This is a genomic window from Microcystis sp. M049S2 (assembly GCF_020245625.1).
In the GTDB taxonomy this organism is placed as follows: domain Bacteria; phylum Cyanobacteriota; class Cyanobacteriia; order Cyanobacteriales; family Microcystaceae; genus Microcystis; species Microcystis ichthyoblabe_A.
Window position 1 is genome coordinate 1 of the sequence record NZ_JADBUN010000165.1, and the last position, 12,517, is coordinate 12,517.

The 12,517-nt window shown below is 42.3% G+C and carries 11 protein-coding genes and 1 pseudogene; 9 read left to right on the forward strand and 3 right to left on the reverse strand.

The window, feature by feature from the left end; all coding sequences use genetic code 11:
• Window positions 1–139 precede the first annotated feature (139 nt).
• Window positions 140–1,037, forward strand: a pseudogene (locus IM496_RS14510) (amidase family protein); the annotation flags it as partial.
• Between the two features lie 428 nt (window positions 1,038–1,465).
• Here the strand turns inward: IM496_RS14510 and IM496_RS14515 are convergent.
• A complete protein-coding gene (locus tag IM496_RS14515) occupies window positions 1,466–2,635 on the reverse strand; it encodes a glycosyltransferase family protein (RefSeq protein WP_287662339.1) in 1,170 nt (389 codons plus the stop codon).
• 165 nt (window positions 2,636–2,800) lie between these two features.
• Here IM496_RS14515 and IM496_RS14520 point away from each other — a divergent pair, with 165 nt between their 5' ends.
• The 8 genes from IM496_RS14520 to IM496_RS14555 all read left to right on the forward strand — a co-directional run bounded on the left by IM496_RS14520 (window position 2,801) and on the right by IM496_RS14555 (window position 10,997).
• Complete coding sequence (locus IM496_RS14520; RefSeq protein ID WP_194014849.1) at window positions 2,801–4,078, forward strand: glycosyltransferase; 1,278 nt, start codon at window positions 2,801–2,803, stop codon at window positions 4,076–4,078.
• Window positions 4,065–4,856 (forward strand): MOSC domain-containing protein, encoded by a 792-nt coding sequence (locus IM496_RS14525; RefSeq protein WP_287662343.1) that lies wholly within the window; start codon window positions 4,065–4,067, stop codon window positions 4,854–4,856. The genes IM496_RS14520 and IM496_RS14525 overlap by 14 nt, the downstream gene beginning before the upstream one ends.
• A 162-nt stretch (window positions 4,857–5,018) precedes the next feature.
• On the forward strand, window positions 5,019–6,080 hold the full coding sequence (locus IM496_RS14530; RefSeq protein ID WP_002796707.1) for an Mrp/NBP35 family ATP-binding protein: 1,062 nt from the start codon (window positions 5,019–5,021) through the stop codon (window positions 6,078–6,080).
• A 226-nt stretch (window positions 6,081–6,306) separates the two neighbouring features.
• Window positions 6,307–7,587 carry a rod shape-determining protein RodA gene (rodA, locus tag IM496_RS14535; RefSeq protein WP_287662345.1) on the forward strand — a complete coding sequence of 427 codons (1,281 nt, stop codon included), beginning with the start codon at window positions 6,307–6,309 and terminating at the stop codon, window positions 7,585–7,587.
• A 547-nt stretch (window positions 7,588–8,134) separates the two neighbouring features.
• Window positions 8,135–8,287 carry a microviridin/marinostatin family tricyclic proteinase inhibitor gene (locus tag IM496_RS14540; RefSeq protein ID WP_194014842.1) on the forward strand — a complete coding sequence of 51 codons (153 nt, stop codon included), beginning with the start codon at window positions 8,135–8,137 and terminating at the stop codon, window positions 8,285–8,287.
• A gap of 277 nt (window positions 8,288–8,564) precedes the next feature.
• Complete coding sequence (locus IM496_RS14545; RefSeq protein WP_287662347.1) at window positions 8,565–9,545, forward strand: MvdC family ATP-grasp ribosomal peptide maturase; 981 nt, start codon at window positions 8,565–8,567, stop codon at window positions 9,543–9,545.
• Between the two features lie 53 nt (window positions 9,546–9,598).
• Complete coding sequence (locus IM496_RS14550) at window positions 9,599–10,573, forward strand: MvdD family ATP-grasp ribosomal peptide maturase (protein ID WP_061430270.1); 975 nt, start codon at window positions 9,599–9,601, stop codon at window positions 10,571–10,573.
• A gap of 265 nt (window positions 10,574–10,838) precedes the next feature.
• A complete protein-coding gene (locus IM496_RS14555) occupies window positions 10,839–10,997 on the forward strand; it encodes a microviridin/marinostatin family tricyclic proteinase inhibitor (protein ID WP_004158188.1) in 159 nt (52 codons plus the stop codon).
• Between the two features lie 172 nt (window positions 10,998–11,169).
• Here the strand turns inward: IM496_RS14555 and IM496_RS14560 are convergent, their stop codons facing one another.
• Entirely contained in the window at window positions 11,170–11,649 is a 480-nt protein-coding gene (locus tag IM496_RS14560) for a hypothetical protein (RefSeq protein ID WP_104396281.1), read from the reverse strand.
• A gap of 192 nt (window positions 11,650–11,841) precedes the next feature.
• Window positions 11,842–12,384, reverse strand: coding sequence for a GNAT family N-acetyltransferase (locus IM496_RS14565; protein WP_104395984.1), 543 nt, complete (start codon window positions 12,382–12,384; stop codon window positions 11,842–11,844).
• Between the last annotated feature and the right edge of the window lie 133 nt (window positions 12,385–12,517).

Below are 12,517 nucleotides of genomic sequence, written 5' to 3' on the forward strand. Positions count from 1 at the left end.
CCTGCATTATTCACCAACTGGCAAAAACCTGATTGTGAGGACATCTCAAAAAACAGACTGTTTTTCAGCCAGATCGCTAGATGAACTTCTTGCCAAGGCTTTCGAGGATTTTCCAAAGTCTTCATGAATAATGCAGGCTAGTCGCGTCTCGGGGGGATCCTCCGGCGGTTCCGCCGCCGCCGTTGCCGCTAATTTAGTGCCTCTCGCCCTCGGTTCCGACACTAATGGTTCCGTGAGGGTTCCCGCCGCTTGCTGTGGCGTGGTGGGGCTAAAACCCACCTTTGGGCGCGTATCCCGTCAGGGCCTATTTTTGTTCGTTAGTAGTTTGGATCATCTGGGATTTTTTAGCGACAATGTGGCGGATATGGCGGCTATTTGGGGTCTTTTTGCCAAAAATAACCTTAAAGCCCTTTTAAAGGGCTTAGAGGGCGTAAAAATAGCCCTTGCCGATGATTATTTTCAGCAGGGAGCCGAACCAGAAGTAATCGAGTCGGTGATAGCGATCGCCGAACGTTTAGGAGTGACTAAAAAAATCACCATTCCCGAAACCGCCCGCGCCAGGGCAGCCGCCTATATAATTACCGCTGCAGAAGGAGCAAATTGGCATTTACCGCGTTTACAGACCAGATTAGAGGATTTTGACCCCGCAACCCGGGATCGCTTCTTGGCAGGGGCATTAATTCCCTCTAGCTGGTATTTACAGGCTCAACGTTTTCGCCGTTGGTATCGCGATCGTCTGCGAGAGATCTTCACCGAAGTCGATATTATCCTCACCCCGACGATTCCCTGTACTGCACCACCGTTAGGAGTAGAAAAAATGATTATTGACGGGCAAGAGCTATTAAAGACCTAATTTAGGCAGATTCACCCAACCTTTTTCTTTTATCGGTTTACCTGCCCTTTCGTTGCCGATTAAACGTTCATCCAGGCTACCTTTAGGTTTGCAAATCATCGCCGCTCCTGATCGCGAAGAGTTAATCCTAAGGGTAGCCAGGGTTTTAGAAGAAATGCTCATAGATAAGCTGTTAAGCATTTAAATTGCTTGTTGAGACGAGGCAAGAGGCAAGAGGCAAGAGGCAACAGTAAAGGGATTGGGGGAGATTCGGCTAATCTTAAGAATAAGTGCTTTAAATGCGTCTTAGCTTATCCCGCATAAGTGAGATTTCAAGGGCGTACTTCCCCTTAAAATCCCTAATTTAGGCACTTATTAAGCGAAAAGGTCACTTTTCTAGTCTAAGTAAGGTTTGCTGAATAAATCTAAAAACATTGTTCGATAAGACTTTTAGACTTTTTGGTTTCCAAAAAGTACCAGATATGGGAGTGATCGGGGGGAAAATTCAGGTACTTTTTCCCTGAAAATTGGGTAATTGACCCCCTCAAAATCAGTAAAACCCTACACCCTACACCCTACACCCTACACCCTGCCCCCAGGAAAAACTTTTTCAGCAAACCCTAAGTAAACAATCTACTGGCTCGGAGACTCCTTTTCAATCACATCTAACCAAGCGGCAGCCGATCGCTCCCAGGTGTCATTTAGGGCAATTTGACGACATCTTTCGCGCTCTTGGGCTAAAAGCTGGGGATTTTTCAGTAATTCGACAATTTTCCAGGCTATAGCTTCCTGAGTAGCCGGATCGGTTACTTCCCCCGGTACTTTCACACAGTAGTCTTTTTCTCGAAAAACAGCAAAATCCGTCACCACTGGCAGACAACCCACCACTGCCGACTCGCGCACAGAAATACAATCGATCTCACGATAGGTGCAACCGTAGTAATGAATAGCAGAGCGAGCTTTTTCCTCGATTAGTTGACGATAACCGATCATTCCGCGATCAACTACCCCCGGACTAGCTTTAATCAAAGCGATTAAATTATCCCGCCATTCCCTGCGATCGCTAATTTCATCCCGTTTAGTAAAACCATAGTAGAGATGTAACTCGGCTGCGGGAATTGCCGCGTTGATAATCGGCCAGCCATGCTTTAACATCGACTCTAGGCCGCGATAATAACGAGAGGCATAGACTAGACGATAGGGAAGATACTCACTTTCCGGCACTGTCTCGCTTACCGCCAAAAGGGAAGTATCGATACCATTAGGAACGATCGCACATTGATGATCGGGACAGAAATCCAGTAAATCCCGTTGATATTGGCTTTTACAGAAAATTTTGTCATATCTAGCCAAAATTTCTGGGGTATAGGAGGCTGCCGGCACTTTAATATCTTGCCAATCAAAAAAAATTCGTTCTGCCTTGGTACCCGGACGGCAATAGGTGGGATGACGAGAGATCACCAGTGTCTCAAAGTGATCCTGCCAATTCATGCGGTAATAATTAACATAGCGAATACCGTCCTGTTCCTCCTCCATACCCTCACAATTGCCAAAAATCGTCACTTTATAGCCGCGTTTCGTCCATTCTTGGGCTAAAAAAGCCACCGATGCCTGGGTACCACTGGCCCCCCGTTGCCAAATTTCCGCCGGAAGCATGGGACGATATTTTTCTGTGTAAATAACGATCGATTTTTTCGGCCAACGACGGGCGCTCAAACGCTGTTTAATTTGAAATAGGGAAGGTGCGCTGGACCTTAGCCATTGTTTGAGATTAGATTGTAGGGATGGAGTAGCTTGTGACACTCTTTTTCTCCAAGATCGAGGGAAAATAGGGGCGATGGGTGATAGAGTCTTAGTTTCTCGAATTTAACTCGATTTCTCGACTCAGTAGAACAATTCGAGCCTATCATATAATGGGTTCAAGTCAAAAATCAATCTTTTTATTGCCATCTATCTGCCAGAAAATCTATGAAAATTGTCATCCCGATCGTGTTTTATCGCAAAGGAGGAGTAGAAAGAGTCATTATCTCTTTAATACCTAGCTTATTAGAATACGTCGAACAAATTATTATCGTCCTCCCTCGTAAGGAAATTGAATATTTTAAGTCTTTAATGCCCGATTCTAATCAACTTATCTACGAAAATTTTGATTTTTATCCCCAGAGTTTTGAGACAAAATTAATCTATTTTTATGGTCTTCTAGCGAATTTTTACAAAACCCTAAGACTGACTTCGATTCATCGTCTTTTCTCTCGTAGAATTGAACTTTTACGCATCGAAGCAAGAATTAATCAGATTATCAAGCGTTACCAAGCTGATCACTGTTTGTATGGGATGACTAATCGGATTTCTCCCCCTAATGTCAACGTTACTTTAAGTGGCATTATTTATGATGTCTTTTGGCAATTTGCTCCCTTAACTTACTCAGAATCCTATCAAGAACCCTACAATGAAGTCTTAAAAGAATGGTTAGATAAGGCCGATCTACTCTTCACAATTTCTCAAAAAACTAAAGACGATGTTTTAAAAGTTTTCCCCAATGCTACCTATGCTAGTAAATTAAAAGCTGTACCCTTAGCAGGATTTGTCGAGCAGTCTCATCCCAAGAGTGATCTAGTCAAAAGTGAGCTAGTTACTTTTTATTTTCCCTCCTCTTTTGGTATCTACAAAGATCATCTGACTTTACTCAAGGCAGCAATTAAACTAGCTAAAAAAGGTTTAAAATTTCAAATAGTTTTTATCGGCAAAGAAACCGATAATCTAGTTAGTGGAAATCTGCAATTGTCTCAACAGTCCAAAACCCAAGAATACCAAGATTATCTCAAAGAATGTACCCGACTTTATCGGGAAAATCAAGAAATTTTCGAGAGTCATATCAAAGGATTAGGTTATCAAGACTATGAAACATTGCAGTTTTATTATCAAACCTGTTCCTGTGTGGTATTTCCCTCAAAATACGAAGGTTTTGGATTAGCAATAGCGGAAGCAATTTTACAAGGTATTCCCGTTATCGCCTCGGATTTAGAAGTGTTTCAAGAACAGGTAGAATTATATAATTGTCCCGAAAGAGTGCAATTCTATCCTAGGGGAGATGCGGAAAGTTTAGCCAATTGTTTAGAACAATTTATCCTCAATCCAATTCCTCGCTTGTTACCCGAAGATATCCCCAATAGAGTTAATCTCTGGACTTGGAAAGATGTGGCCAAAAAATATGTAGAACTACTGAAAGAAAATGCAGGTTATTGATCTCTATATCTACCCGATTAAATCCTGTCGAGGTATTCAATTATCCCAAGCTGAAGTGACTCCTAAAGGTTTACTCTGGGATCGGGAAATGATGTTAGTGGATGCTAAGGGTAAATTTATCACCCAAAGGGAATATCCGCAATTAGCCACCGTTTCTATCAGGATGACAGGAGATAACTTTTCTCTGAAAACATCTCAAGATTCCCTAACTTTTTGTCCTAATTTCACAGGAGAAAAAAGAGCGGTTCAAATCTGGGAATCTCACACCATAGCCATAGATCAAGGAGATGAAATCGCCGAATGGTTTGAGAAAATTCTCGACATTCCCTGTCGTTTAGTGCGACAATCTCCCGATTATCCACGTCCTGCGAATCCTCGCTATGCGGGGAACGATCATACTCCCGTCAGCTTTGCCGATGGTTATCCAATTTTATTAACTAATACTGCTTCTTTAGAGGACTTAAATCGGCGTTTAGTGGCACCAGTGCCGATGAATCGTTTTCGTCCTAATATTGTTATTAGTAGCGATCAAGCTTTTGGCGAAAGTAGTTGGCAAAAGATCAAAATTGGTGAGATAAATTATGCTCTGGTTAAACCCTGTAGTCGCTGTATTATCACCACCACGGATCAAGAAACAGGTAGGAGAAATCCCCAGCAAGAACCTTTAAAAACCTTAAGCACTTTTCGCAGTTTCCCCGGGGGCATCATGTTCGGAGAAAATGTCATCCCCGAAAAGACGGGTACAATTAAAGTCGGCGATCCTATTACCGTAATCTAGAGATATAGAGATATGGGAGAATGGGGGAATTTCAACTAAAACCCTAACACCCTAAAACCCTAACACCCTAAAACCCTAACACCCTAACACCCCAACACCCAACCCCCACAAGGTTAAGATAAATAACTATAAGAACAATACTTGATTAGAGACACTGAAACCATGCCCCTTGATACCGCATCGATTTTAGAAGTATTACGTCCCGTTCAAGATCCAGAACTGCAAAAAAGCCTAGTGGAATTGAACATGATCCGCAATGTGGCGATCGATGGCGGAAAAGTTAGCTTTACCCTAGTTTTGACCACTCCCGCCTGTCCTTTGCGCGAATTTATCGTGGAAGACTGCCAAAAAGCCGTTAAACAGCTGCCCGGGGTGGAAAGTGTCGCCGTGGAGGTAACTGCCGAAACCCCGCAACAAAAAGCTTTACCCGATCGCCAAGGTGTGGAGGGGGTTAAAAATATTATCGCCGTTTCCAGTGGTAAGGGCGGTGTGGGGAAAAGTACCGTGGCTGTCAATATCGCCGTCGCCTTGGCTCATTTAGGGGCAAAAGTGGGGCTATTAGACGCGGACATCTACGGCCCCAACGCCCCGACAATGTTGGGCTTAAATGACGCACAAGTGACCGTACAGGGCGCAAATGGCGAGATATTGGAACCCGCTTTCAACCATGGCATCAAAATGGTTTCCATGGGCTTTTTGATCAACCCCGATCAACCGGTAATCTGGCGCGGTCCGATGTTAAACGGCATTATCCGTCAGTTTCTCTATCAAGTCAATTGGGGCGATTTAGACTATTTAATCGTCGATATGCCTCCCGGTACCGGGGATGCACAATTAACTTTAATTCAATCAGTCCCCCTAGCGGGTGCGGTGATTGTCACCACTCCCCAGACGGTTTCTTTAATTGATGCGCGCCGGGGTTTAAAAATGTTCCAACAGCTAGGGGCGCGGGTTTTGGGTATCGTGGAAAATATGAGTTATTTTATCCCTCCCGATCAGCCCGATCGCTCCTATGATCTATTTGGGTCCGGTGGTGGGGAAAAAACCTCGCAAGAATTGGGCATTCCTTTACTGGGATGTGTGCCTCTAGAAATATCCCTCCGGGAGGGCGGTGATACTGGTGTACCGGTAGTCTTGGGGCAACCAGAATCGGCCTCAGCTAAAGCCCTGATAGCGATCGCTCGTCAGGTGGCGGCGAAAGTATCCGTGGCAGCCTATAGTTAGGGTTTGCGGCAAAAAGTTTTTCGGTGGGGGCAGGGTGTGGGGTGTAGGGTGTAGGGTGTAGGGTGTAGGATTTTACCCATTTTCAGGGAAAAAGTCCCTAAATTTTCCCCCCAATCACTCCAATGTCCGGTGCTTTTGGATTTCAAAAAGGTCTAAAAGTCTTATCGAACAATGTTTTTAGATTTATTGAGTAAACCCTAGTTAGTTAGTAAATTTGGGGAGAGAAATGGTGAGAAGACAGTCCCTTATTAGTAGGAAACTAAGGGGTTTTAGTGAGCGGTTTAGCTTCATTTTGCGGGATCTAGCCCAAATGGATCGGCTTTTGTTCGTTTTGGTGACGGGTTTAACCGTTTTCGGTGGTTTAATGATTCGTAGTGCCGAAAGACATACCACTGCTCTCGACTGGTGGCAACACTGGTTATTCGGATGCGTGGGAGTGGCGATCGCTTTATTTCTGGCCCGTTGTCGTTACGAAAGTCTGCTGAAATGGCACTGGTTAACCTATCTTCTCACCAATCTCTCCCTAATCGCGGTAATTGTCCTAGGGGTGACGGCGAATGGGGCGCAAAGTTGGATTAATATCGGCAGTTTTAACGTGCAACCGTCGGAATTTGCCAAGGTGGGTTTAATTATCACCCTAGCAGCCCTCCTACATCATCGTCCCGCCGATAATCTTTTTGCGATCGCTCGTGTCTTTGTCGTCACTGCCATCCCCTGGGTGTTAATTATGGCGCAGCCGGACCTGGGGACAGGATTAGTCTTTGGGGCAATTACCCTAGGCATGATTTACTGGGCTAATGCGAAACTGCCTTGGATGATTATCCTGTTATCTCCCATCGCATCGGTTTTTCTGTTTAATTTACTTTTTCCTGCTTGGATTGTTTTAGCAATTATCATCGCTGTACTTGCTTGGTTTACCCTTCCCTACCGTTTTTTATCTACTTTCATCGTGGTGGCAACTAATCTGGCAGTGGGTAAATTAGGCGAGGTTTTTTGGGGTTTATTAAAAGAATATCAAAAAGATCGTTTAACCCTATTTCTTCACCCAGAAAAGAATCCTTTGGGGGGAGGTTATCAATTAATTCAATCCCGCATTGCCATCGGATCCGGAGAATTATTGGGACGGGGATTACACCAAGGCACCCAAACCCAATTAAATTTTATTCCCGAACAACACACCGATTTTATCTTCTCGGTAGTCGGGGAAGAATTCGGTTTTGTCGGCAGTATTCTAGTTTTAATAGCTTTCTGGTTAGTTTGTTGGCGTTTGTTAGTCATTGCTAATACTGCTAAAGAAAACTTCGGTTCTTTAATAGCGATCGGTGTTCTCTCGATGATCGCTTTTCAGGCAATTCTTAATATTAGCATGACCGTGGGATTAGCCCCGATTACAGGGATTCCTTTACCCTGGTTAAGTTATGGACGTTCATCTTTATTAACCAATTTTATTGCCTTGGGTTTAGTGGAATCCGTGGCTAATTATCGACCCCGTAAGCGTTTGTACTAAGTAGTTGTACAGTTATCAGTGATCAGTGATCAGTTATCAGTGATCAGTTATCAGATTTGAGTTTTAAGTGTGGAGTATTAAATCCCACTTTCCGCACTTCTTAACATTCAATTGATGATTTTTACTAATATATTCCTTCCAAACCCTTGCCAGTAAGAATTATAACTACAATGATGGATTTTGATCAAGGTGAAGAATTGTCAATTTTTTTCTCAGAAAAAATCAATTATTGAAAATGTTCTCAATAGTAGTTTCTACAATCAAGGTTTTTCGTTAAAAAATCTTGGGGAATGTAAAAATATATAAAAGTATATGAAGATGTGCTGAATGTCGGATTTAGCGGAAATTTTTCTTAAATTTTTCTTAAGTGCTTGACATTGGCCAGATTAGTGCTTATGATGTTTTCCATCACCCAAACAAAGGCAAATTATTTGCACAATCCCGATTCTGAGAGCCATGCACAGCAAAGCTTTCAGGGGTAAGTACAGGTGGTTGTTTTTATCTGAGTGATTAAACTTGTTCACTCAAAATTACCAGAGGAATAACAATGGCATATCCCAACGATCAACAAGGTAAAGCACTTCCTTTCTTTGCTCGTTTCTTGTCCGTAAGCAAAGAGGAATCTTCCATCAAGTCTCCTTCCCCTGAGCCTACCTACGGGGTCACCTTGAAATACCCTTCTGACTGGGAAGAGTTTTAAACTCAGGTTACATGAGTAATTGCAGCACTTTTCTTGATTACACCGTACAGACAAAAAGCTAAAGGAGCCACTAAGCAAGGCTTGCAGCCAAAAAAACTGCACGTTGAGATACTGAGAAGTGCTGTCAACTAAATTTAGTAATTACTCAGGAAAAAACCAATACTGCAATAAGTCAAGCAAAAGCAAGACTTTTTGCAGCATTTTCTTGAGATTAGGATCAATAAAGACCGACCAAAAAGCCTTAAGATGGGTTAAAATGTAAGGACTTGCAACTGATATGAAAGAATCGCCTAAAGTTGTTTTATTGTTGACCCATAGCGGCGATTTTTTCACGATTGACCGCGTGGCTGAGGCGATAGAAAAAAAAGGAGCCACACCTTTTCGCTTAGATACCGATAAATTTCCCTTAGAGGTTCAACTAACAGCCCAATTTAATGGTAAAAAAAGTTTTTATCAATTAACCTATAACCATCAATCTATTGATAGTCAACAGGTGCAGTCTGTTTGGACAAGACGTATTTGGCAGCCTGAACTAACAGGGGATTTAGAACCTCAGTTTCGGGAGGCTTGTGTGCGAGAATCCCAGACGACTTTGGCAGGTTTTTGGGATAGTTTAAGGTCAGCGCGTTGGTTAGATAATTTAGCGCAAATTGAGAGGGCTAAAAATAAGTTATTACAACTTCGTTTGGCCTCAGAAGTTGGCTTAATTATTCCCCCTACCTTAGTTACCAATAATCCTGATGCTGCCCGGGAGTTTTTTTCCCAGGTTCAGGGACGAATGGTGAGTAAATTGTTAACTGCGATCGCCCGAAGTATGGAGTCGCCGGAATTTTTTCTTTATACCAGTAGGGTGAAAGCAGAAGACCTTGAGGAAGCGGAATCTTTACGCTATTGTCCTATGGTTTTTCAAGCGGAAATTCCTAAACAATTAGAATTGAGAGTTGTCGTGGTTAATGGACAGACATTTGTGGGAGCTTTAGAATCTTCTCAGTATAATAATTCTGCCGTAGATTGGCGAAGACCGGGTATTGATCCAGGTGCTTGGCAACATCATACTTTACCCGATTCACTATTGCAGCAACTTCAGATTTTTATGGCTAATTTAGGGTTGAATTTTGGGGCGTTTGATTTTATCTTAACTCCTGGGGGAGAATACGTTTTTTTAGAAGTTAATCCCTGTGGTGAGTGGGGAATGTTAGAACGGGATTTAGATTTACCTATTTCTAATGCGATCGCTGATTTTTTAGTCTTCGGTTGATCGGCAAAGCTGGCGCTCAAAAAATTGTTAATCCTAAGTTTTTCAGGAGATTTATGACCGTTTTAATTGTTACTTTTAGCCACGATAATGAAAGTATTCCTCTGGTAATCAAAGCCATAGAAACGATGGGTAAAAAAGCCTTCCGTTTTGATACTGATCGCTTCCCTACAGAGGTGAAAGTTGATCTTTACTCAGGCGGTCAAAAAGGCGGAATTATTACCGATGGAGAACAAAAATTAGAGCTAAAAGAAGTTTCTTCTGTTTGGTATCGACGCATGAGATACGGACTAAAATTACCCGATGGGATGGATAGTCAATTTCGCGAAGCTTCTCTTAAGGAATGTCGGTTAAGTATTCGAGGAATGATTGCTAGTTTATCTGGCTTTCATCTTGACCCAATTGCTAAGGTAGATCATGCCAATCATAAACAATTGCAGTTACAAGTGGCGCGACAATTAGGTTTATTAATTCCGGGGACTTTAACTTCTAATAATCCTGAAGCTGTCAAGCAATTTGCTCAGGAGTTTGAAGCGACAGGAATTGTGACTAAAATGCTTTCTCAATTTGCTATTTATGGAGACAAGCAAGAGGAAATGGTTGTTTTTACCAGTCCTGTTACTAAGGAAGACCTAGATAATTTGGAAGGTTTGCAATTTTGTCCAATGACTTTTCAGGAAAACATTCCTAAAGCTTTGGAATTACGCATCACTATCGTCGGTGAACAAATATTTACGGCGGCGATTAATTCCCAACAATTAGACGGTGCTATCTACGATTGGCGAAAAGAGGGAAGAGCGCTCCATCAACAATGGCAACCCTACGATTTACCGAAAACTATTGAAAAGCAACTACTAGAATTAGTGAAATATTTCGGTCTTAATTATGGCGCAATTGATATGATTGTCACACCAGATGAACGTTATATCTTTTTAGAAATTAATCCCGTTGGTGAGTTTTTCTGGCTAGAACTTTATCCTCCTTATTTTCCCATCTCCCAGGCGATCGCTGAAATCCTCGTCAACTCATAAACCAACTAATACAGAGTCAGAGTATCTTATCGCAATTATCCTATCTGGTGAGGGACAGAAGTTATCGCTTTTCAATTAGGAATGGGGAGCGGAGAACAGGGAAGAAAACTGGCGTACCTGATGACTCTGAATACCGCTATAAGTGTCACCGATGGGAGTGCGGGTAAGGTGAGGATTTGACTTGAGTAAGACGGCAATATATGTTACTATCACAGGGTAATCGCAGCTATATTGAAAAAGCTGCTACTCAAAACTAGGAACGACCATGAATTATCCCAATACCGAACAAAGTAAAGCAATCCCCTTCTTTGCTCGTTTTTTATCTGCGGACCAAGACGAGGCTCCGACTCCTGATTCCCCCCCCGATTCTGAACCCGCTCCCGTTTGGACTTGGAAATGGCCTTCTGACTGGGAAGATAGTTAATTAATTTAAAGATTGTTTTCAGTAATTCAGACAGAAAACAACCACCGCCATAAGTCAAGCAGGAGTAAGATTTATAGCGGTTTTTTGTTCTATTTAGAGTTTGCTAAACAAGTCAATTTGCCAGTGGAGGCAGCAGGGTAGAGGAGGGAGAAAGTGCTTAGTCAACTCAAAACTACTCTTCAGCAATTTCGACTTCTTTGGGAGCAACGGGTTCTTCGGCAGCAATTTCTACTTCAATAGCCTTTTTTAGGTTAAGTTTTAGAACTTGAGAAATTGGTAAACCTTCCACCTCATTAATCAGATATTCTTGAGTTTCTGTTTCACGACGCTTGAGATAGACTGTTTTCAGCAGTGCCTCAATGCCATAACCCGTCACAATGTCACCAATAATGGTAGAGAGGCCTAAGACCCCAAGTCCACCAATTAGTCCCAGGGGACCGCCTAACCCAAAAAGTGCGTAAATCATAGGATAGGCAGTAGCGCTGGATGCGGCAACGGCAATAATGAAAATAATGCCGGGGAGTCCCAGAGAAGCAAGTTTTTGAACAACTTCATCCAGAGAAATTCCCCAGGAGACAAGTTTTTTGTTGATTTCTGCGGGATTAATTCCCAGAAAATCATTGGGAATGGCCGTTTCAGTAGTTTCCGTCATTGATGAGACTCCTAAAATCACTAAGTTGGATTGGTTGGTCGGGATTTCAGTCATATGTCAAGCCTAATTGAGATGTTCTTAACCTGACTTTTAAAACCATTATATATCAGCTTGTAGGATGCGTTAGGCGATAATAATCTTGACAACCGCCGTAACGCACCACTTTTAAATTTTTGAAATACCTGATAAGGGTTAAGAAAAACTTTTCGATCTACTTAATTTCCAGACCAAGACTTTCTCTCGTGTTTCTATCAGATCCATGCCGATTTTTTCTAAAACTCGCTTTGAGGCTATATTATCGGGAGCGCAGCCAGCAGTCACTGTTTGCATACCAGGTTGGGAAAGTGTCCAGTCCATCATTGCTTTTGTCGCCTCAGATGCGTAGCCTTGTCGTCGATATAACGGTGCTACTTGATAGCCAATTTCTACAGCATCTGTGGGTAAACCTGTGACATCAGGAATAATTTTGATCATCACATGACCAATAAGAGTATTTTCTGTTTGATGAATAATTAAACTCCCCCACCCCCACTCATTTTGTAAGGGGAATTGCAGCAAAATATTCGCAATATCAGGGAAAGCTTGAATCAACTCTTGTTCAGCCCAGTCAGCAGCAACTTTTACCCCCACAATTGTTGCCAATTCATCGATACTTATGATTGCCGCTTTCAGAAGTTCAAGCTTTAAGGGGACTAAATATAATCGTTCCGTCACAAGTTTTTCCAGTGCTTTCATTTGATAAAATTCCTCTATCAGTTATCAGTTATCAGTTATCAGTTATCAGTTATCAGTTATCAGTTATCAGTTATCAGTTATCAGTTATCAGTTATCAGTTATCAGTTATCAGTTATCAGTTATCAGTTATCAG

What these genes read in the sequence shown, in the direction of transcription:
- IM496_RS14520 (WP_194014849.1), top strand. Translation starts at nt 2,801, where the DNA reads ATGAAAATTGTCATCCCGATCGTGTTTTATCGCAAAGGAGGAGTAGAA.
- IM496_RS14525 (WP_287662343.1), top strand. Translation starts at nt 4,065, where the DNA reads ATGCAGGTTATTGATCTCTATATCTACCCGATTAAATCCTGTCGAGGT.
- IM496_RS14530 (WP_002796707.1), top strand. Translation starts at nt 5,019, where the DNA reads ATGCCCCTTGATACCGCATCGATTTTAGAAGTATTACGTCCCGTTCAA.
- rodA (WP_287662345.1), top strand. Translation starts at nt 6,307, where the DNA reads ATGGTGAGAAGACAGTCCCTTATTAGTAGGAAACTAAGGGGTTTTAGT.
- IM496_RS14540 (WP_194014842.1), top strand. Translation starts at nt 8,135, where the DNA reads ATGGCATATCCCAACGATCAACAAGGTAAAGCACTTCCTTTCTTTGCT.
- IM496_RS14545 (WP_287662347.1), top strand. Translation starts at nt 8,565, where the DNA reads ATGAAAGAATCGCCTAAAGTTGTTTTATTGTTGACCCATAGCGGCGAT.
- IM496_RS14550 (WP_061430270.1), top strand. Translation starts at nt 9,599, where the DNA reads ATGACCGTTTTAATTGTTACTTTTAGCCACGATAATGAAAGTATTCCT.
- IM496_RS14555 (WP_004158188.1), top strand. Translation starts at nt 10,839, where the DNA reads ATGAATTATCCCAATACCGAACAAAGTAAAGCAATCCCCTTCTTTGCT.
- IM496_RS14560 (WP_104396281.1), bottom strand. Translation starts at nt 11,649, where the DNA reads ATGACGGAAACTACTGAAACGGCCATTCCCAATGATTTTCTGGGAATT.
- IM496_RS14565 (WP_104395984.1), bottom strand. Translation starts at nt 12,384, where the DNA reads ATGAAAGCACTGGAAAAACTTGTGACGGAACGATTATATTTAGTCCCC.